The 19451-nt window shown below is 69.5% G+C and carries 18 protein-coding genes and 2 tRNA genes; 14 read left to right on the top strand and 6 right to left on the bottom strand.

Translation table 11 applies throughout. The annotated features are described in order from the left end of the window. Positions 1 to 18 precede the first annotated feature (18 nt). Both F6J84_RS13055 and F6J84_RS13050 read right to left on the bottom strand, forming a co-directional pair. The gene (locus tag F6J84_RS13055) at positions 19 to 1380 is read right to left on the bottom strand and encodes a cryptochrome/photolyase family protein (RefSeq protein ID WP_150974253.1); all 1362 of its coding nucleotides are present in this window, start codon (positions 1378 to 1380) and stop codon (positions 19 to 21) included. A gap of 64 nt (positions 1381 to 1444) precedes the next feature. Next, positions 1445 to 2443, bottom strand: a complete 999-nt coding sequence (locus tag F6J84_RS13050; RefSeq protein WP_150974252.1) for a diacylglycerol/lipid kinase family protein — start codon at positions 2441 to 2443, stop codon at positions 1445 to 1447. Positions 2444 to 2556: 113 nt separating this feature from the next. Between F6J84_RS13050 and serS the strand changes: the two genes are divergently transcribed. The 5 genes from serS (at position 2557) to F6J84_RS13025 (ending at position 6457) form a co-directional block, all read left to right on the top strand. Continuing rightward, positions 2557 to 3822 carry a serine--tRNA ligase gene (gene serS / locus F6J84_RS13045; RefSeq protein WP_150974251.1) on the top strand — a complete coding sequence of 422 codons (1266 nt, stop codon included), beginning with the start codon at positions 2557 to 2559 and terminating at the stop codon, positions 3820 to 3822. Next, a complete protein-coding gene (locus F6J84_RS13040) occupies positions 3819 to 4727 on the top strand; it encodes an HAD family hydrolase (RefSeq protein WP_238702503.1) in 909 nt (302 codons plus the stop codon). Before serS ends, F6J84_RS13040 begins: the two co-directional genes overlap by 4 nt. Positions 4728 to 4860: 133 nt before the next feature. Continuing rightward, a tRNA-Ser gene (locus F6J84_RS13035) sits at positions 4861 to 4945 on the top strand. Positions 4946 to 5027: 82 nt separating this feature from the next. Then, positions 5028 to 6284 (top strand): LCP family protein, encoded by a 1257-nt coding sequence (locus F6J84_RS13030; protein ID WP_238702501.1) that lies wholly within the window; start codon positions 5028 to 5030, stop codon positions 6282 to 6284. Positions 6285 to 6368: 84 nt separating this feature from the next. Then, positions 6369 to 6457 (top strand) — tRNA-Ser (locus F6J84_RS13025). 67 nt (positions 6458 to 6524) lie between these two features. Here F6J84_RS13025 and F6J84_RS15570 read toward each other — a convergent pair. Continuing rightward, entirely contained in the window at positions 6525 to 6674 is a 150-nt protein-coding gene (locus F6J84_RS15570; RefSeq protein ID WP_191905679.1) for a hypothetical protein, read from the bottom strand. A 350-nt stretch (positions 6675 to 7024) separates the two neighbouring features. On the opposite strand from F6J84_RS15570, the gene F6J84_RS13020 reads away from it, so the two are divergent. Next, positions 7025 to 8311, top strand: coding sequence for an ice-binding family protein (locus F6J84_RS13020; protein WP_202980449.1), 1287 nt, complete (start codon positions 7025 to 7027; stop codon positions 8309 to 8311). Between the two features lie 66 nt (positions 8312 to 8377). Here F6J84_RS13020 and F6J84_RS13015 read toward each other — a convergent pair whose 3' ends face one another. Then, positions 8378 to 9280, bottom strand: a complete 903-nt coding sequence (locus tag F6J84_RS13015) for a LysR family transcriptional regulator (protein WP_150974248.1) — start codon at positions 9278 to 9280, stop codon at positions 8378 to 8380. Positions 9281 to 9369: 89 nt separating this feature from the next. Here F6J84_RS13015 and F6J84_RS13010 point away from each other — a divergent pair, with 89 nt between their 5' ends. From F6J84_RS13010 to F6J84_RS12980, 7 genes are all read left to right on the top strand, one after another. Beyond that, positions 9370 to 11046 (top strand): thiamine pyrophosphate-binding protein, encoded by a 1677-nt coding sequence (locus F6J84_RS13010; RefSeq protein ID WP_238702499.1) that lies wholly within the window; start codon positions 9370 to 9372, stop codon positions 11044 to 11046. A gap of 35 nt (positions 11047 to 11081) precedes the next feature. Further along, on the top strand, positions 11082 to 12134 hold the full coding sequence (locus F6J84_RS13005) for an ABC transporter substrate-binding protein (protein WP_150974247.1): 1053 nt from the start codon (positions 11082 to 11084) through the stop codon (positions 12132 to 12134). A gap of 13 nt (positions 12135 to 12147) precedes the next feature. Continuing rightward, positions 12148 to 12939 carry an ABC transporter ATP-binding protein gene (locus F6J84_RS13000; protein WP_150974246.1) on the top strand — a complete coding sequence of 264 codons (792 nt, stop codon included), beginning with the start codon at positions 12148 to 12150 and terminating at the stop codon, positions 12937 to 12939. Next, a complete protein-coding gene (locus tag F6J84_RS12995) occupies positions 12939 to 13718 on the top strand; it encodes an ABC transporter permease (protein WP_150974245.1) in 780 nt (259 codons plus the stop codon). The genes F6J84_RS13000 and F6J84_RS12995 overlap by 1 nt, the downstream gene beginning before the upstream one ends. Then, positions 13715 to 14503: an ABC transporter permease gene (locus F6J84_RS12990; RefSeq protein ID WP_150974244.1), complete on the top strand. Its 789-nt coding sequence runs from the start codon at positions 13715 to 13717 to the stop codon at positions 14501 to 14503. Before F6J84_RS12995 ends, F6J84_RS12990 begins: the two co-directional genes overlap by 4 nt. A gap of 220 nt (positions 14504 to 14723) precedes the next feature. Further along, positions 14724 to 16091: a hemolysin family protein gene (locus tag F6J84_RS12985; RefSeq protein WP_150974243.1), complete on the top strand. Its 1368-nt coding sequence runs from the start codon at positions 14724 to 14726 to the stop codon at positions 16089 to 16091. Next, complete coding sequence (locus F6J84_RS12980; RefSeq protein WP_150974242.1) at positions 16084 to 17127, top strand: hemolysin family protein; 1044 nt, start codon at positions 16084 to 16086, stop codon at positions 17125 to 17127. The genes F6J84_RS12985 and F6J84_RS12980 overlap by 8 nt, the downstream gene beginning before the upstream one ends. 25 nt (positions 17128 to 17152) lie before the next feature. Here F6J84_RS12980 and F6J84_RS12975 read toward each other — a convergent pair whose 3' ends face one another. Next, on the bottom strand, positions 17153 to 18469 hold the full coding sequence (locus tag F6J84_RS12975) for an FtsX-like permease family protein (protein ID WP_150974241.1): 1317 nt from the start codon (positions 18467 to 18469) through the stop codon (positions 17153 to 17155). Next, the gene (locus F6J84_RS12970) at positions 18466 to 19161 is read right to left on the bottom strand and encodes an ABC transporter ATP-binding protein (protein WP_150974240.1); all 696 of its coding nucleotides are present in this window, start codon (positions 19159 to 19161) and stop codon (positions 18466 to 18468) included. Before F6J84_RS12970 ends, F6J84_RS12975 begins: the two co-directional genes overlap by 4 nt. A gap of 86 nt (positions 19162 to 19247) precedes the next feature. Between F6J84_RS12970 and F6J84_RS12965 the strand changes: the two genes are divergently transcribed. Continuing rightward, entirely contained in the window at positions 19248 to 19448 is a 201-nt protein-coding gene (locus tag F6J84_RS12965) for a hypothetical protein (protein WP_150974239.1), read from the top strand. Positions 19449 to 19451: the final 3 nt, after the last annotated feature.

Raw genomic sequence — 19451 nt, 5'->3', positions numbered from 1 at the left:
AGCGCGGGGTGCCGGGTGTCAGCGTCCGGCTCGCTTGACGTATTCGTAGGCGTCGAGCGCCGCAGCACGGGAGGCGCGCAGATCCACGATCGGCCCGGCAGTGTCCGCGTGCTGCCCCCGGTACTCCGGTGCCCACTGCCCGACATAGTGGCCGTCGGGATCGAACTTCTGAGCCTGCAGCTCCGGGTTGAACACCCGGAAGTACGGCGCCGCATCCGCCCCGGAGCCCGCGACCCACTGCCAGTTGAACGGATTGCTGGCGGCATCGGCGTCGACGAGGGTGTCCCAGAACCACTCCTCGCCCCGGCGCCAGTCGATCAGCAGGTTCTTCACGAGGAACGACGCGGTCACCATCCGCACCCGGTTGTGCATCGTGCCGGTGCGCCAGAGCTCGCGCATACCGGCATCGACGAGCGGGATGCCGGTGCGTCCGCGCTGCCAGGCGCGAAGGCGTCCGGGATCGAGCGGGGGCCACGGGAAGGCGTCGAAAGCGGGACGGAGGTTCTGCCTGGCGAGCGCGGGGAAGTGGAAGAGCGTGTGCCAGGCGAACTCCCGCCATCCCAGCTCGCTGAGGAAGCGTCCCGGTTCCGCGTCCCCCTGCAGCGTTTCGTGCCACACCGTGAACGGGCTGACCTCGCCCCAGCGCAGGCGAGGGGAGAGACCGGACGTGACCCCTGCGGCCGGCTCGTCGCGCGCCCGGGCGTACCCGGCGAGGTCGTCGCGCAGGAAGTCGCTGAGGCGGGCGCGGGCGGCGGGCTCGCCCGGCTCCCATGTCTCCGCGAGCCCGCCGGACCAGTCCGGGCCGGTGGGGAGCAGCCCCCAGGAGGCGAGGTCCTCGGATGCCGGTGCCCGCCCGGGTCCCCGGATGGCGGCCGGTTCCGGGAGTGGGCGGCGGGGCGCCGGCGCCTGCAGGCACGCCCGCCAGAACGGGGTGAAGACCTGGAAGGGCGTCCCCTGTCCGGTCTGCACCGTCCACGGCTCGAACAGCAGGTTCGCCGCGAACGACTCCACGTCCAGGCCGGCGGCGCGGAGTCCGGTCTTCAGCGCCGCGTCGATCGTGCGTTCCGGCTCCCCGTAGCGGCGGTTCCAGAAGACGGCGCCCGCGCCGGTCTCCGCGACCAGGGCGGGGACGACATCCGCCGCGCGTCCCCGGCGCAGGACCAGGACGCCGCCGTGTTCGCTCAGCCGGGCGGCCAGGGACTGCAACGACCGGTGCAGCCACCAGCGGGCCGCGCCGCCGAGCGGGCGGATGCCCGGGGACTGCTCGTCGAGCACGTAGAGCGCGATCACGGGCTCGTCGCGGGCGACCGCGGCGCTGAGGGCAGGGTTGTCCGCGATCCGGAGATCGTCGCGGACCCAGACGATGGACGGGCGGCTCACCCTGCCATCCTGACGGTCGGCGCGCGGCGCCGGGCCGGGTTGACAGGCATCCCGCGCCGTTCGATCAGAGATCGCTGATGTCGTGTCCGGTGGGCACCGTGATCGTCAGCGCGCCCGGTTCGATCCGGGCGATGATGTGCACCGCCTCGCCGAACTCGTCGCCGTCGAGCTGCACCGGCTGGGGGCCGGCCGAGGCGATGTCGAGCGCCGTCCCGCGCGCGTAGCGGACGGCGGTGTCCCTGGTCCGCAGGGCCAGCACCCGGCGCCCCGCCCGGAACCTGCGCAGGAAGCTGTTGTCCCAGGCGACGCGTCGCCAGACGAACAGCCAGCCCCACCATCCCTTCGGCTGGAACACGACGACATCCATCGTCCCGTCCGTCACGGATGCCTCGGGGATCAGCGCGAGTCCGGCCGGCAGGGACCCGCAGTTCGCGTAGAGCACGCTCTGCACCCGGGCGGAGAGGAGGCGGTGCCCGGCCACCTGATAGACGACGCGGAAGGGCTTCGCCGTGGCGAGGGAGCGCGCGGCGCCGTCGACGTACGCGACCCAGCCGACGCTCTTCTTCAGTTGCGGGCGCGTGTTCGCGATCATGGCCGCGTCCAGACCGAGGCCGCCCATCACGACGAAGGCGTGGGTGTCCTGGGTGCCGTCGGTGCGTTGCAGACGTGCGAATCCGATGTCGATCTGCACCCGGTCTCCCACGAATGCCGTCTGGACCGCGCGTTCCGCGTCGTCGAGGGGGAGCCGCAGGTTCCGGGCGAGCAGATTGCCGGTTCCGCTCGGCACGATCGTGAGCGGGACCCCGGTGTGCGCGAGCGCCTCCGACACGGCCCGCACGGTGCCGTCGCCACCCGCGACCAGCACCGCATCCGCCCCGGCGTCGAGCGCCTCGCGCACCAGACCCTGGCCGACCTCCTCGACGGTCGTGGCCAGGAACAGCGGCTCCGCCCACCCGGCGCGCCGGGACGCGCGGATCACGTGCGCTCGGAGCCGTTCGGCGTCGACCTTGATCGGGTTGTAGATGAGCGCAGCGCGGCGCTGGCGGGCCCCGTCCGCAGTCATGCTCACACGATAGCCGTCGCGTGGACCCCGCCCGCACGCGTCGCCGGGGGGCGCAGGGCCGCCTCGGGACGTCCGGCCGGTCGAGTCCGCCCGGTCGCGTCTAGACTTGGCGCGTGATCGATCTCGCTCTTCTTCGCGACGCCCCCGAGCTCGTCAAAGCCTCGCAGGAAGCCCGAGGCGAATCCCCGGACACGGTGGATGCGGCGCTCGCCGCCGACCGCGCGCGCCGGGCCGCCATCACCGCCTTCGAGGAGCTGCGCGCCGAGCAGAACGCGCACGGCAAGAGGGTGGCTCAGGCTCCCAAAGAGGAGAAGGCCGCGCTCGTCGCGCAGGCGAAGGACCTCAGTGACCGCGTCAAGGCCGCTCAGCTGGCCGTGACCGCCGCGGAGGAAGCGGCGACCGAGGCGCTCGCCGCCATCGAGAACATCGTCATCGAGGGCGTTCCCGCGGGCGGCGAGGACGACTTCGTCACGCTGCGCACCCACGGGGACATCCCCGCCTTCGACTTCGCGCCACGCGACCACCTCGAGCTCGGCGAGAAGCTCGGCGCCATCGACATGGAGCGCGGCACGAAGGTCTCGGGCAGCCGGTTCTACTTCCTCACCGGCATCGGCGCCCGCCTCGAGCTGGCGCTGATGACCCTCGCGCTCGACCGCGCCCTCCAGGCCGGCTTCACCCCGATGATCCCGCCGACGCTGGTGCGGCCCGAGGTCATGCAGGGCACCGGGTTCCTCGGCAAGCACTCCGCCGAGGTCTACCACCTGGAGGACCAGGACCTGTACCTCGTGGGCACGAGCGAGGTGCCGCTCGCCGGTTACCACATGGGTGAGATCCTCGACCTCAGCCGCGGCGCGAAGCGCTACGCCGGGTGGTCGACGTGCTACCGCAGCGAGGCCGGCTCGTACGGCAAGGACACCCGCGGGATCATCCGCGTGCACCAGTTCAACAAGCTGGAGATGTTCGTCTACACCGACCCCGCGGACGCCGAGGCGGAGCACCTGCGCCTCGTGGCGATGCAGGAGGGGATGCTGCAGGACCTCGGTCTGTCCTACCGGGTCATCGACGTCGCCGCCGGCGACCTCGGTTCCTCCGCCGCGCGGAAGTACGACATCGAGGCATGGGTGCCCACGCAGGGCGCCTACCGCGAACTCACCAGCACGAGCAACTGCACCACCTACCAGGCGCGCCGGCTCGACATCCGGCACCGTCCGGAGGGCGGCAAGACCGCGCCGGTCGCGACCCTGAACGGGACCCTCGCGACGACCCGCTGGATCGTGGCTCTCCTGGAGACGCATCAGCGCGAGGACGGCTCCGTCACGGTGCCGGAGGTGCTGCGTCCCTACCTCGGCGGACTCGACGTGATGGACGCCATCGCGTGACCGAATCCAGGCTGCCGGCCGAGGGCGAGATCGAGGTCGAGGCCCCCGAGGAGGCCGCCGAACTCGTCGAGGACCTCGCCGAGGACCCCCGCCGCGCGGGCGGGCGGATGCTCATCGCGCTCGACATCGACGGGACGGTCGTGCTCGAGGACGAGTCGCCCAGTCCCGGGATCGTGGAGGCAGTGGCGGATGCCGAACGTGCCGGGCATCGCGTGATGCTCGCGACCGGGCGCAGCTGGGAGGCCACCCACCGGATCCACGACGTGCTGGAGATCGCCCCCGACTACGCGGTCTGCTCGAACGGCGCCGTGATCATGAAGCGCGTCGACGGGCCGGAACCGGGGGCGCACCGCTACGAGCGCGTGCACGTCGAGACGTTCGACGCGAGCGAGGTGCTGACGCTCCTTCGGGAGCACCTGCCCGATGCGCACTACCTCGTGGAGCTGCCCGACGGGCGCCGGGAGTACACCGCGTTCATGGGCGACTGGAACCTCGACCTCGCCGACAAGGTGGCCTTCGAGGAACTCGCGCGTCAGCCGGTGACCCGCGTGGTCGTGGTGTCGCCGGAACACGCGGAGCAGGACTTCGTCGAGCTCGTCGAACGGGTGGGGCTCAACCAGGTCTCGTACGCGGTGGGATGGACGGCCTGGCTCGACATCGCCCCGAAGGGCGTCGACAAGGGCAGCGCGCTGCAGCTCGTCCAGCAGTGGCTCGATATCGACCCCGCGCACGTGCTCGTGATGGGCGACGGGCGCAACGACCTCGGGATGTTCGCCTGGGCGCGCGAGCACGGCGGCCGGGCGATCGCCATGGGCCAGGGCCCCCAGGAGGTGCGGGATGCGGCGGGCGAGGTCACCGCATCCGTCACCGAGGGCGGCGTCGCGGCGGTGCTGCGCGGCCTCTGATCGCGCGCACCCGCGTCGGGTGATCCTGGCGCGTCGTTCAGGCCGCATCCAGATGGCGTTGCGACAATGGCGGGCAGTGCCGTCGACTAGACTCGGGGCTCGTTCGATGGATGCCGGCCCGCCGGTGTCGTCGGGAGGGTTGTCCGAGCGGCCGATGGACCTGGTCTTGAAAACCAGTGGGCAGCAATGTCCCGTGGGTTCGAATCCCACACCCTCCGCAGAGTAGTTCGGTGGCCACCCGTGGCCGGCGACGGGGACGCGGGGGAGAGCGTCCCGCTCCACCCGTACGAGAGGACCCGAGTGAGCCCGAAGACCCGACCCGGGCGTCAGACCGTGGCACGCCACGGCAAACTGCGCGCGCCGAATCCGGTCGCGCAGTTCCTCAAGATCCTCGCCGTGGGAGTCGCGGTCGTGCTGGTCGCCGGCATCGGCGTGGCGGGTTTCAACGTGTGGAGCCTCGCGACGAACTTCACCGAGGATGCGGTGGCGCTGGAGGGGCAGGACACGGCGCCGCCGGACATCGGCCAGATCGAAGGCGGAGTGAACCTCTTCCTCGCGGGCACCGACGCGTGCGAGCCCGAGTACGCCGCCTACTTCGGTGAGCGCTGCACCGGAGCGGACGCCGGCGGCGAGCTCAACGACGTCAACCTGCTCGTGCACATCTCCGACAATCCGCGACGGGTCACCGTGATCTCGTTCCCGCGCGATCTGATGCTCCCGATCCCCGCCTGCGAGCAGGAGGACGGATCGACGACCTCGGCGATGAGCAAGCAGCCCCTCAACTCCACGTTCAGCTACGGTGGGCTCTCCTGCGCGGTGAAGACCGTGTCGCAGCTCACCGGTCAGAGCATCCCCTACGCCGCGAAGGTCACGTGGGGCGGCGTGATCGAGATCACCAACGCGGTGGGCGGTGTCGAGGTCTGCATCGCCAACGGCATCCGCGACCGTCACACCGGGATCGACTGGGAGGCGGGCAACCGCAATATCCAGGGCGTCGAGGCGCTGCAGTTCCTGCGCACCCGCCACGGCGTCGGTGACGGCGGAGACCTCGGACGCATCTCCAACCAGCAGCAGTACATGTCGCGACTGGCCCGAAAGGTCGTCAGCGACGAGGTGCTCTCGGACCCCGGGACCCTGTACAAGCTCGCCTCCGTCGCGGTCGACAACATCACGCCGAGCCAGAGCCTGACGAACCCGCTCACGCTCGTGCAGATCGCGCTCGCGGTGAAGAACGTCCCGTTCGAGGAGATCGTCTTCCTGCAGTACCCCACCTACGAGGACCCGTCGGATCCGAACAAGGTCGTGCCGAACTACGACGCGGCCGAAGCGCTGTTCGCGGCGCTCGAGGCGAACCAGCAGCTCGTGCTGACCAGGGACACGGTCCAGGGCGACGGCACGATCGTGGTGGAGCCGGAGACGCCCGGCGAAGTGCCGACGGAAGAGGCGCCGGTCGAGCCCACCGAGCAGGTCGTCGACCCGACGGTGGCGGAGCTCCCCGCCGCGATCTCCGGTCAGACGGCCGCGGAGGAGACCTGTTCGAACGGAAATCTGCGGTAGTCCGTCCGGCATCCTGGGTCCGCGTTCGTTGCGGCGCCCGGAAGCCGTTATGATTGCCAGGTGCTCGTCGTGAGGCGGGCGCAAGGAGACGTCGCATAGTCCGGCCGAGTGCACCACCCTGCTAAGGTGGAGTCCCCGTAAGGGGACCAGGGGTTCAAATCCCCTCGTCTCCGCACTCACTTTCTGGCCCGGGATCCCCTGCATCCGGATCCCGGGCCATAAGTTTCGCCACCGCTCTGCTCAGGCGTCGAGCATGCCGCCGTGGATGTGATAGACCCCGGGGCCGGCGACGGTCTGATCGGGACGCCGGTAGATGGCCAGGATGATCTCGGCGCCGTCGTAGCCCGCGATGGTGCGCTCTTCATGAACGTCCGGCGCACGTGGCGACATTCTCCGCGCGACGGAAATGCACAAGGTGCTGGATGATCCCGGAATGTGTCGGACGAATAAGGCTAGCGGATTCGTGGATGAGATGTCACGAAGAAACCTTATTCGTGACACCTATGCATGCGACCCCCCCCAACCACGAGGGCGACTCGAAGACCATTATCGCCATCTACTAGGCGAATTCTGTCCTGCGCCGCTACGGTGAGAGGCGGTTCACATCCCGAATTGTCGGGGGAAGATAGGGGGGCCTTATGGGAACTCACACATCAAATCGTTCGCCTTTCGCGGGTATTTCGCGGCCTTTCAAAGCGGGCATTACCGCGTTCGTGGTCGCCGGAGTAACCGTGGCGTCCATGACCTTGAGCGTTCCTGCCGCGTTCGCCGCAACGGCGATCGACCTCGGGACCGCCGACTCCTACGTCGTCCTCGGTGGGTCGACGGTGACGAACACGGGAACGCCGACCGTTCTGAACGGCGATCTCGGAGTTCACCCCGGAACGGCGATCACCGGGTTCCCTCCGGGTCTCGTCACCGGTGGCACGACCCACGCCGGCGACACCCACGCCGCGCAGGCCAAGATCGACCTCGTCACGGCGTACGACAGCGCCACCAGCCAAGCGCCGATCGCGACCCTGGCCACCGAGCTCGGCGGCCAGACGTTGGTCGAGGGTGTCTACACTTTCTCGTCCACGGCAGGCCTCACGGGGGCGGTCACCCTGCAGGGCGGTCCTGACGCCGTGTGGGTATTCCAGATCCCCGACACTTTGATCACCGCGTCGAGCAGCACAGTCGTGCTGGACGGTGGGGCCCGGGCCTGCAACGTGTTCTGGCAGGTCGGGAGTTCGGCGACGCTGGGGTCGGGCACCGACTTCGTGGGAACGATCATGGCCATGACATCGATCACGGTTGATTTCGGGGCGACCGTCGAAGGGCGCGCCCTCGCTCGCAACGGGGCTGTGACCCTCGACAACAACGTGTTCACCGATGCGCGCTGCGACGACGATGAAGCGGGCAATCCGGATGAGCCGGTGACTCCCGGTGATCCGGATGACCCGGTGACCCCTGTTGATCCGGATGACCCGGTGACTCCCGGTGATCCGGATGACCCGGTGACCCCTGTTGATCCGGATGACCCGGTGACTCCCGGTGATCCGGATGACCCGGTGACCCCTGTTGATCCGGATGACCCGGTGACTCCCGGTGATCCGGATGACCCGGTGACTCCCGGTGATCCGGATGACCCGGTGACCCCTGTTGATCCGGATGACCCGGTGACCCCTGTTGATCCGGATGACCCGGTGGCTCCCGGTGATCCGGATGACCCGGTGACCCCTGTTGATCCGGATGACCCGGTGACCCCCGTTGATCCGGATGACTCGGGAACCCCTGCCGACCCGATTGAGCCGGTTGTCCCCGGAACGCCTTCCGCTCCCGGAAACCCGGCCGCCGGGAACCCCGGCACCTCCGCGACCACCGCGACGGTGAACAGCAGTAGGTCGGGTGCGTCCGACGCGCTCGCCACGACCGGAATCGATGGTTCTGCACGTGGGGTTCTGCTGACGGCAGCAGGGCTACTCACGATGGGCGGGATCTTCATGGTTCTGCAGGCCGCTCGCCGACGGACTGCGAGAAACACCTGAGTTCGAGCCGCTCGCAGACGCGCCCCCGAGGAATACGGGGGCGCGTCTCGCGTTTCCGGTCACGCGTCAGCGAGCCAGCGCGGAACGGATGCTGTCGAGGAACCACGCGTTCGCCGAGGCCGCGCTGGCATCCGGGTGCGAGATCAGATGCACCGATGTCGTGGGCGAGGAGAACGGGAGTTCCAGCAGCTTCGCGCCGGCCGGGAGCGGCAGGGCCGAGAAGGCGTCGATCGGCACGATCGCCACGAACCCGGAGCGCGCGACGATCCACGGCAGTGCGGTGAACCGGGGGACTTCGACCTGCGGGCGCCGCGAGAGCACGCCCGCGCCCAGGGTCAGCACGGCTTCCGTGATCGCCCGGTGGCCCGCTGAGTTCCCGACGCGGGCTTCCGGCAACCGCCGCAGATCCTCGACGCGGACCCGGCCCTCATCGTCCTCGAGATCGGCCGGCACCAGGCACGCGTACCGGTCCTGGAACAGGGTCTCCTGACTCACGGGACCGGGGAGCGGCGAACTGGTGATGGCGGCGTCGATATCCCGGGACAGGACATCGCGGACGACGGTATCGATGTCGAGGGGGACGACCTCGATCGCGATCCGGGATGCGGGGCTGCCGATGGCCAGCAGGATGCGCGGCAGGAGCACCGCCTCGCCGAGGTCGGTCAGCGCGATCCGGAAGCGCCGCTGCGACGTGCCCGGATCGAAACGTGTGCCGTCCTCGGTGTGGGCGACGATCTGGGAGAGCGGAGCGCTGATCTCCGCGTACAGGTCCGCGGCGAAGCGGGTGGGCCGTACTCCCGTTCCGGTCCGGACGAACAGCGGATCATCGAAGTGATCCCGCAGCCGCCGGATCGCGTGGCTCACTGCAGGCTGCGAGATCCGGAGGGACTCGGCCGCGGCGGTCAGGTTCTTCGCGCGATACACCACGACGAACGTGCGCAGCAGGTTCAGGTCGATGCTGAAAGCCATACCGCATTATGCATCTGACTCATGTCGGTGATGCGCTTTATTCATTGGATGAAGATCACCCGCCTGGTTATCGTGACGGAAGGTCGCCGATGACCAGGATGGGATTCACCGCAGTGACGCAGATGATGAAGGTTGCCGACGCGATCGGCCGAATGCTCGCCGACGTGGGCGTCTCGCATGTTTTCGGGGTGGTGGGCAGCGGGAACTTCCACGTCACCAACTCGCTCGTGGCCTCGGGGGCGGAGTTCGTGGCGGCGCGCCACGAAGCCGGTGCGGCCTCGATGGCCGACGCGTACTCCCGGGTGACGGGTGAAGTGAGCGTGCTGAGTCTGCACCAGGGGTGCGGGCTCACCAACGCCCTCACCGGGATCACGGAAGCAGCGAAGTGCCATACGCCGCTCCTCGTGCTCACGGCGGACACCGCCGTCGGCGACGTGACGTCGAACTTCGAGATCGACCAGGACGCCGCCGTGCGCGCGATCGGCGCCACGCCGATGCGTATCCACTCCGCTGAGACGGCGCTCTCGGACGCGGCCCGCGCATTCCGTCTCGCCCGGATCGAACGGCGGACGGTGGTGCTCTCGCTGCCGATCGATCTGCAGGAGCGGGAGATCGATTATCCCGGGGAACGACCCGCATCCAACGTTCGCGTTCCCGCTCCGATCATCTCGGCCACCGACGTCTCGGAGCTCGCCGGTCTGCTGTCCGGTGCTGCACGTCCGGTCATCGTCGGCGGGCGTGGGGCCAGGGGGGCGAAGGGTGCGCTGCGCGAACTCGCGAAGACCGCCGGAGCGCTGCTCATCGCCTCCGGCGGGGGACGCGGCATCTTCGAGGGCGACCCGTGGGCGCTCGACGTCATGGGCGGATTCGCCACCGACGGGGCGGCCGAGCTGGTGAGAGAGGCCGACCTCATCGTCGGTTTCGGGGTCGCGCTGAACACCTGGACCACCCGAGGGGGATCGCTGACCTCCCACGCCACGCTCGTGCAGGTCGACGACCGGGTCGACGCGATCGGCAAGCATCGTCTCGTCGACCTCGGGATCATCGGTGACGCCACGGCGGTCGCCCGGGCGACGAACGAGGCCCTGATCGCGGCCGGTGCCACGGGCCCCGGCTACCGGACGCCCGAGACCGCCGAGCGGGTCGCGCAGGCGCGGTACTGGTCGGATCAACCCGTCGAGGTCGTCGACGAGCCGGGATTCGTCGATCCGGCGGCCCTCATCAACGCCCTCGACGGCCTGTTGCCCGACGAACGCGTCGTCGTCGTCGACGGCGGCAACGTGAACGCCTATCCCGGGGCGCACCTGCGGGTGCCCGATGAGGAAGGCTACGTGCTGCCGTTGTCGTTCCAGGCGATCGGTCTGGGCCTGGCGAGCGTGATCGGCGCCGCCGTCGCCCGTCCGGACCGGATGGCGGTGCTCGGCACCGGGGACGGATCGCTCCTCATGGGGGCGGTGGAGCTGGAGACCGCGGTGCGTCTGCGCCTCGGACTGGTGATCGTGGCCTTCAACGACAGTGCCTACGGAGCAGAGATCCACCTGTTCCCCGATTCCACGCCCGAGGAGCAGGAGATCGTCCGCTTCCCGGACACCGACATCGCCTCGATCGCTCGCGGGTTCGGCTGCGAGGCGATCACCGTCCGATCGCTCGACGACCTCGAGGGCATGGCCGCCTGGCTCGAATCGGATCGCACCCGCCCGCTGGTGATCGACGCCAAGATCACCGGTCGCGCGTCCTGGCTCATGACCCAGCACCACGGTCACTGACCGCTCCCCCCCCTGAGAAACAAAGGAGTTTCACCATGCAGCACACGACAGCACCCCGTACCGGTCGATTCCTCGTCGGGGCGGCCGCAGCCGCTACCCTCGTCCTCGCCGGATGCGCCGCGGACCCCGAGGGCGCCGCACCGGGCGCCTCCGAGGGCGGGGGCGGCGACACCATCCGCGTGGCCTATCTCGCCACGGGATCCTCCCTCCCGCTCTTCGCCACTGCCGAGAAGTACGCGGAGGAGGTGGGCATCGACATCGAACTCGTCGAGGTCGCGAGTGGCAACGAGTCCATCACGGGGGTGGCGACCGATCAGTACGACGCCGGTTTCGCCGGAATCGGGTCAGCGGCCTACAACGCGGTGGCCGAGGGGCTGCCCGTCCGGTACGTCGCGCCGATGCACTCGGGCTACATCGAGGACTACTTCATCATCTCCTCGCAGCTGGCCGGATCCACCGAGGAGGCGGCGACGCTCGCGGAGGACATGTCCGGACTGGCGGGGCAGACCTTCGCCGCGAACGCCCCCGGCGTCGTCACGGAGGCACTGCTGGGCTTCGCGCTCGAGCGCGCCGGACTCGGGATGGATCAGATCAACCTCGAGCACATCCCCTTCCCCGACCAGGTCCCCGCCCTCGCCAACGGCGGGATCGCGGCCGGCATCCTGTCCGAGCCGTTCCCCACCCAGGCCGAGGAGAACGGGTCGGGGTACCGTCCGTGGGCCACCCCGACGGATGAGGCGCCCCTGCCGTTCACGGGCATCATCTACAACACCGACTGGGCGGAGGAGAACTCCGAGCTTGCGACGGACTTCCTCCGCGCCTACGCCATGGCCGCCGAGGACCTCGACGAGAACGGCTGGGACACCCCGGAGATGCTCGAACTCGTGGAGCAGTACACCGGAGCGGACCCCGCGATCGTCGCAGCGTCCCGCCAGCATCACATCGACGCCGACCTCGAGGTGGACTTCGATGTCCTGCTCCGCTACCAGGAGTTCTTCATGGAGCAGGGGTCGCTGAACTACGCCGAGATCATCCCGGAGGAAGACATCTGGGACTTCACGTGGCGCGACGCGGCGCTCGCGGACTGAGCGGGGCGCACGCATGATCGTGGACACGAAACCCAAAGTCCGTCTCACCGACGTCACGAAACGGTTCCCGGGACAGGAATCGGTCACCGCTCTCGACGGGGTCTCCCTGGACATCGCGGAGTCCGAGTTCGTCTCCATCGTGGGGCCCTCGGGATGCGGCAAATCGACGCTGCTCAGGCTGGTCGCAGGTCTCTACGAGCCCTCCGCCGGGACGGTGGAGATCGACAGCTCCCGGCCCGATCGTCCCAAGACCGCCATGGTCTTCCAGGAGCATGCGCTTTTCCCGTGGCTCTCCGTCCGGGAGAACGTCATGTTCGGGCCCCGCAACCGCAAGGTCCCGAAGAAGGAGGCCGCGGAGATCGCCGACGAGCAGTTGGCTCGCCTCGGCCTCGGGCGCTTCGGCGACTTCTACCCGCACCAGCTGTCCGGAGGGATGAAGCAGCGCGTGGGAATCGCACGTGCGCTGGCACAGGATGCCGAAGTGCTCCTCATGGACGAGCCCTTGGGCGCCCTGGACGCCCAGACCCGGACGCTGCTGCAGGAGCAGATCCTGGAGCTGCGTCAGCAGACGAAACCGACCGTGCTCTACATCACGCACGCCATCGACGAGGCGGTCTTCCTCTCCGACCGCGTGGTCCTGATGTCCGCCCGTCCGGGGCGCATCCGCGACATCGTCGAACTCGACTTCGGCCCGCACCGCACCCCGGCGCTGCGCGGGACCCCCGAATTCGCCGCACTCTCGCAGGACATCTGGGACCACCTGAGAGACGAAGTGCAGGCCGCCATGGCGGTGGACGAGCGGTGATGCGTCCTGCGCTCAAAGAGAAGTGGGCGCTCGTGGTGGGGCCGGTCGCCATCCTGCTCCTCTGGGAGATCCTCAGCCGGACGGGGATCGTCCGGGCCACGTTCTTCCCCCCTCCCACGAAGATCATCGAGCGGAGCGTGATCGTCTTCGACCCCGCCTCGGGGCTCGGCGGCGACATCATCGCCACCGTCCTGCGCGTCCTGGTGACCATCCTGCTCGCGATCGTGCTCGGGGTCGCGATCGGCATCGCCATCACCGCCTCCCAGTGGCTGGAGCGCGGCACGAACACGATGCTCGCGTTCCTCTACCCGATCCCGGGCGTGCTGTTCTTCCCGTTCCTCACGTTCCTGCTCGGGCGGACCGAGACGGCGATCATCCTCACCGCGCTGGTGACACCCCTCATCGTCGTGATCCTCTACACCGTCGCCGGGGTGCGGACGATCGACCGCACCCTGATGGAGGTCGCGGACAACTACGGATCCCAGGGGATCCGTCGCTTCTTCAGCGTGCTCGTCCCCGGTGCGTTGCCCTCGATCGTGACCGGTATCCGGGTCGCGCTGGGATTCACCCTCATCGCGGTGATCGCGATCGAGATGGTGGGCGCGTCCAACGGACTGGGCCAGTTCCTGTGGGCGAACTGGCAGATCCTGCGAGTGACCGACATGTATGTCGCATTGCTCATCATCGCCGTCCTCGGCCTGCTGAGCTCTGTCGGATTCGATGCCGTCGCCGACCGGCTGCTGCCCTGGCGTCGCGACGTGAAGGGAGCGCAAGTATGAGCCCCGCCGTGCGCCGATGGGCGCAGACCTGGACGATACCCGTCGTCGTGCTCGTCCTGTGGGAGGTCACCACCCGAGCCGGCCTGCTCGACCCGCGGTTCTTCCCGCCGCCCAGCAGTATCCTCGCCACGACCGCAGGGGAACTCCTCGACGGAAGACTGGGACTCGATCTCGTGCTGACGCTGCAACGGCTCGGCGTCGCCTTCGCGCTCGCCGCGGTGTTCGGGGTGGCGATCGGGGTCGCGTCCGGCCGCTGGCGCACCGTCGAGATGCTCATCCGCCCGATCACGGACACGCTGTACCCGCTGCCGAAGATCGCACTGCTGCCGCTGTTCATCATCATCGTCGGACGTGGCGAGGTCGCCTACATCATCACGGCCTTCGCGACGGCGTTCTTCCAGATCATCATCAGCACGCGGGGGAGCGTGCGTGACGTGCCCGCCGACCTGCTCGAGGCAGGGCGTAATTTCGGGGCGACCGGCACGCGATTCTTCACGAAGTTGCTCTTCCCCGCGATCGCGCCGGGCCTCCTGAACGGACTGCGGCTCGGCATGGCCACCTGTCTGATCACCCTCATCGCGGCGGAGTTCGTCGGCGCGGAGTACGGGCTGGGGGCGATGATCCGTCGAGCGGGCCAGCAGTTCGCAATCGAGCAGGTGTACGCCGGCATCGTGCTGGTGGGTGTGATCGGTCTGCTGATCAACCTCGTCTTCCGGCTCGCCGGGCCGCTGCTTCTGCCTGCGCAGCGGCACGGACGAGTGGCGGCGGACGTGCGGCCCGTGTGAGGTCCGACGACCGTCGTGCACCGCGGTCCTGGCCCCCGCGCCGGCGACCGGGTGCACGGCGGACCGTCGCGTCTTCCCCGGCCCCTTCGCGTTCAGCCGGCTGATAGATACCGCTCGCTAGCGTGGACGGCATCATGGATGACCCTCCGGCGCATAGTCCCTCGCCCTCTGACCACCCACCCGCTGCGGCGGGACTTCTTCGGGTCAGGGGGTGTAACGAATGAACGAATGGTTCATGCTCGGGATCGGCGTCGTCTTGACCGTCGGTACCGGTCTGTTCGTCGCGAGCGAGTTCGCACTGGTGAACCTCGACCGCCACGAGCTGGAGGCGCGGCGTGCGCGCGGTGAACGAGGCCTCGACGGCACGATCGCGGCGCTGCGGATCACGTCCACGCACCTGTCCAGCGCGCAGCTCGGCATCACCCTGACGACCCTGCTCACCGGCTACACCTTCGAGCCCGCGGTCTCCAGCCTGCTCCGGGAGCCGCTTCTCGGACTCGGCGTTCCCGCGGGTGCGGTGACCCCGATCGGGGTCGTCGTGGGCGTGGTGCTCGCCACCCTGTTCTCGATGATCATCGGCGAACTCGTGCCCAAGAACTTCGCGCTGGCGCTGCCACTGGCGACGGCGAAGGTCGTCACACCGTTCCAGCGTGCGTTCACGGCCGTGTTCAAACCGTTGATCCTGCTGTTCAACAACACCGCCAACGCCATCATCCGCTCGGTCGGCATCGAGCCGAAGGAGGAGCTGTCCGGCGCGCGGAGCGCGGACGAACTCTCCTACCTCATCCGGCACTCAGCCACCGCGGGCCTGCTGGACGATTCCGATGCGCAGCTGCTGCGGCGCACCCTGCGCTTCAGCGAGCACGACGCCTCCGACGTCATGACGCCGCGGGTGCGGATGGCGAGCGTCGAGATCACGGACACCGCGGAGGACATCATCGCCACCTCGCGCGCCACCGGGTTCTCCCGCTTTCCCGTCATCGACGGCACCCCGGACCGCGTCGTCGGCGTGCTGCACGTCAAACAGGCCTTCGCCATCCCCCTCGATGAGCGGTCCGCCGTCCGGGCGGAACACCTCATGAGCGAGGTGCGCACCGTCCCGGAGGGGATGGGGGCGGATCACCTGCTCGGACTCCTGCGGGCGGAAGGCCTCCAGATCGCGGTCGTCGGCGATGAGCACGGCGGCACGGCCGGGATCGTCACGCTCGAGGACCTCGTCGAGGAGATCGTCGGCGAGCTGGAGGACGAACACGACCGCACCCGGACCGGTGTGCTGCGCTCCGGCCGTTCGATCACGTTCGACGCCGCGTGGCGTCCGGACGAGGTGCTCGACCGGACCTCGATCGAGATCCCGGACGGCGGGGACTACGACACGGCGGGCGGCTACGTGACCGACGCCCTCGGGCGCCTCCCGGAGCTCGGCGACGAGGTGCGGATCGCCGGCGGCATGCTCCGCATCGAGCGGATCGACGGGCATCGGATCGTCCGGCTCCGCTACACCCCGGACGACCCGCAGCACGACCCCAGCCTGCTGACCCGTCACGACCGGATCGTGCACACCCTCGCGAAGGGGAACCGCCATGAGTGAGTACCTGCCCGGCCTCATCTGGCTGTTCGTACTGCTCGCGGGCAACGCGTTCTTCGTCGGCGCGGAGTTCGCCGTCATCTCGGCGCGTCGTTCGCAGATCGAGCCGCTCGCGGAACGGGGCAGCCGTGCCGCGAGGACCACGCTGTGGGCAATGGAGCACGCGACCCTCATGCTCGCCACGAGCCAGCTCGGCATCACGATCTGCTCGCTGCTCATCCTGAACGTCTCGGAGCCGGCGATCCACCACCTCCTGGAGATCCCGCTGGGACTCACCGGTCTCTCGGCCGAGGTGATCAGCATCGTCGCGTTCGCCGTCGCGCTCACGCTCGTGACGTTCCTGCACGTGGTGTTCGGCGAGATGATCCCGAAGAACATGGCCTTCTCGGTACCCGACCGTGCCGCGCTCCTCCTGGCGCCCGCGCTCGTGCTGGTCGCGAAGGTGTTCACGCCGGTCATCTGGACGCTCAACACCGCGGCCAACGGCATCCTCCGCCTGTTCCGGGTCCAACCCAAGAACGAGGCGACGAGCACGTACACGCTCGACGAGGTGGCGAACATCGTGGAGCAGTCCCGTCGAGAAGGGACCCTCCAGGATGCCTCGGGCACTCTCGCGGGCGCCTTCCAGTTCACCGAGAAGACCGTCGCGGACGTGGACGTGCCGCTGCCAGGGATGGTGCTGCTGCCGGACGGGGCGAGGCCCGCAGATGTGCAGCGCGCGGTCGCCGAGCACGGGTACTCGCGCTACGTGATCGCGGGGCCGGACGGTGAGCCGCAGGCATACGTGCACATGAAGGACGTCATGGACCTCGACCGTCCGGAGCAGTTCCACGCACCGATCCCGCAGAAACGCCTGCGGAGACTCGTCTCGGTCCCGCGCACCGCCGAGCTGGAGGACGCCATGGCCATCCTGCGGCGCCGCGGCGCCCACGTCGCCCGCAGCCTCGACGCCGACGGTCGCACCGTGGGTCTGTTGTACCTCGAAGACGTCCTCGAGGTGCTCGTGGGCGAGATCGACGACGCCACAGCCGCCGCCTGAGCGGCCGGCCACCCGGTGACCCGGCTCACGCCGCCGCGAACGCCCGACGGAGGATGGGCCGGGTCGCCAGGGTGCTGAGCCACACGATGCCGATCCCCGCGGCGATCACCGCGGCGATGGTCGCGATCGAGAGGGGAGCGGTGATCAGCGTCGCCCCGAGCAGGGGGGAGATCATGATTCCCGCGACGACCGCGGAGCCGATCGCCGTCACCAGCAGCGGGCTCATCACCGCGCCGCGACGCGCGGTCTCCACCGTCTCGACCGGCATCCCCAGGCGGTGCAGGCTCAGGTGCAGATCCTGCCGGTCCAGGATCTCCGCCGCCTGATTCATCCCGACCGAGGCGGCCACCATGAGGAACGTGGCCACCAGGGTGATGATCAGGCCGGTGCGGATGTCGACGGCCAGCTGGACGTCCTCGACCGAACCCGTTCCCATGACCTCCAGCAGGGCGACGGCGGTTCCGGCGAACACGGCGATGAAGCTCGCCATGGCGACGCCGCTGACCTGCCGCCACGCGGCCTTCGGGGACTCCAGCACGGTGCGCGCCGAGAGTAGCTGTTCGGGACCCTTCGCCCGGCGCAGTCGCAGACGCGCCTGAACCCGGATCACCCAGGGCCCGATGACGTTGAGGACGGCGAAGGCGATCGCGAACACCACGGTGAGCACGATGATCGTCGGCAGCATCTCGGCAGCCGACGGCACCAGCGAGATCAGCGCGAACGCGGCGACGAGTGCGGCGACCGTGATGACCGCACGGAACCAGTGGGCCTTCCCGGCGACCGCGCGGGTGCGGACCCCGAGCGGCGAGATCACGACCTTCCGCAGACCGAGGGCGGCGCTGGACGCGGCGAGCAGGACGATCGCGCCGATGATGGCGAGGACGACCGGTACCGGCAGCAGCACGGAACCCGCGCCGAGCGCCTCGCCGCGGAACGGGATGAGGCCGACGAGTGGGACGAGCAGCAGGTGGACGACGACACCGGCCACGGCCCCGACCGCGGCGAGCACAGCCGACTCCAGCACCGTCGCGCCCACGACCCCGGCGGGGGAGACTCCCAGGAGCCGGAGGGTGGACAGGCGCTCGTCACGGCGGCGTGCCGACAGCCGCGCCGCCGCTCCGCCGAGGGTCAGTAGCGGGACGACCAGGAGCACGAGTGCGATCGCCGCGAGGGCGTGGTAGATCGGCGCCTCCGGATCGGTCCAGCCCCAGAAGGACTGTGCCCCGCCGACCACCGTGAGCACGAGTGTGCTCACGGTCGCGAAGGCCACGACCGGGAGCGCCAGGACGTCGTTCTGGCCGGGGCTCGGCCGCATCAGCAGCATCAGGACGCGGGCGTTCATGCGGACACCCCCGCGGACACGAGCCGGCCGTCGCGGACGGCGACCGTGCGTGAGCAACGGGCGGCGACGTCGGGGTCGTGGGTGACCACGACGAGGGTGCGTCCCTGCTGGGTCGTCGCCCAGAGGAGCGCGTCCATGACCTCGACGGAGGTGCGGGAGTCCAGTGCACCGGTCGGCTCGTCGGCGAAGACGATCTCCGCCCCGGTCACCTGCGCCCGCGCGATGGCCACGCGCTGCGCCTGCCCTCCGGAGAGCTCGCCGATGCGGCGCTCCTCCATGCCGGCGAGGCCCAGAGCGCCCAGCCAGGACGCTGCCCGCTCCATCGACTCGGCGCGGCTGCGCCCGGTGATCATGAGGGCGATGGCGACGTTCTCGATGGCGGTGAGCTCGGGGATCAGCAGTCCCTGCTGGAAGACGAACCCGAAGCTCTCCCGGCGCAGCTTCGACCGTCCCGTCTCGCGCAGCCCGGTGACCTGCACCGGGGCGCCGGAGGCGGGGGAGAAGGTCACGGCGCCCGCGTCGGGCGCGGTGATGCCGGCGAGCACGTGCAGCAGCGTCGTCTTGCCCGAACCCGATGCCCCCATCACCGCGACCGACTCCCCGCGCCGGATGGCGAGGTCGACGCCGGCGAGGGCGTGGGTGGTTCCGTAGGTCTTGACCAGTCCGGTCGCGTGCAGCACTGAGGTGTCCATGTTCCCAGCCTCGTCGGCGCGGGAGCCGGCGTCATCGGCCGCGGGAGTGAGGTCGGGTCGCTCGCGTCATCCCGGAGGATGATCCCGTGCGGTACCGTCGCCGCATGGTGCAGGTGATGCTGGTGACGGAGTCCTGGTCGAAGCGCGTCGAGGTGGACGCCGCAGATGAGCTCATCGAGGCCGAGGGGATGTCCTGGGAGCGCGAGGGGACCCATCCGGTTCTCGACGGGCCGGCCCGCGGTGCGGGGGGAGACGTCCCGCGTTACGTGCCGGCCGTCTCCGCCTGACGA

Source organism: Microbacterium caowuchunii, assembly GCF_008727755.1.
Lineage (GTDB): Bacteria > Actinomycetota > Actinomycetes > Actinomycetales > Microbacteriaceae > Microbacterium > Microbacterium caowuchunii.
Note: the sequence above shows the minus strand (reverse complement) of the source record. Positions and strands in the feature narration are given on the sequence as shown.

What these genes read in the sequence shown, in the direction of transcription:
- F6J84_RS13050 (WP_150974252.1), bottom strand. Translation starts at nt 2,443, where the DNA reads ATGACTGCGGACGGGGCCCGCCAGCGCCGCGCTGCGCTCATCTACAAC.
- F6J84_RS15570 (WP_191905679.1), bottom strand. Translation starts at nt 6,674, where the DNA reads ATGTCGCCACGTGCGCCGGACGTTCATGAAGAGCGCACCATCGCGGGC.
- F6J84_RS13020 (WP_202980449.1), top strand. Translation starts at nt 7,025, where the DNA reads ATGACCTTGAGCGTTCCTGCCGCGTTCGCCGCAACGGCGATCGACCTC.
- F6J84_RS13015 (WP_150974248.1), bottom strand. Translation starts at nt 9,280, where the DNA reads ATGGCTTTCAGCATCGACCTGAACCTGCTGCGCACGTTCGTCGTGGTG.
- F6J84_RS13010 (WP_238702499.1), top strand. Translation starts at nt 9,370, where the DNA reads ATGACCAGGATGGGATTCACCGCAGTGACGCAGATGATGAAGGTTGCC.
- F6J84_RS13005 (WP_150974247.1), top strand. Translation starts at nt 11,082, where the DNA reads ATGCAGCACACGACAGCACCCCGTACCGGTCGATTCCTCGTCGGGGCG.
- F6J84_RS13000 (WP_150974246.1), top strand. Translation starts at nt 12,148, where the DNA reads ATGATCGTGGACACGAAACCCAAAGTCCGTCTCACCGACGTCACGAAA.
- F6J84_RS12995 (WP_150974245.1), top strand. Translation starts at nt 12,939, where the DNA reads ATGCGTCCTGCGCTCAAAGAGAAGTGGGCGCTCGTGGTGGGGCCGGTC.
- F6J84_RS12990 (WP_150974244.1), top strand. Translation starts at nt 13,715, where the DNA reads ATGAGCCCCGCCGTGCGCCGATGGGCGCAGACCTGGACGATACCCGTC.
- F6J84_RS12985 (WP_150974243.1), top strand. Translation starts at nt 14,724, where the DNA reads ATGAACGAATGGTTCATGCTCGGGATCGGCGTCGTCTTGACCGTCGGT.
- F6J84_RS12980 (WP_150974242.1), top strand. Translation starts at nt 16,084, where the DNA reads ATGAGTGAGTACCTGCCCGGCCTCATCTGGCTGTTCGTACTGCTCGCG.
- F6J84_RS12975 (WP_150974241.1), bottom strand. Translation starts at nt 18,469, where the DNA reads ATGAACGCCCGCGTCCTGATGCTGCTGATGCGGCCGAGCCCCGGCCAG.
- F6J84_RS12970 (WP_150974240.1), bottom strand. Translation starts at nt 19,161, where the DNA reads ATGGACACCTCAGTGCTGCACGCGACCGGACTGGTCAAGACCTACGGA.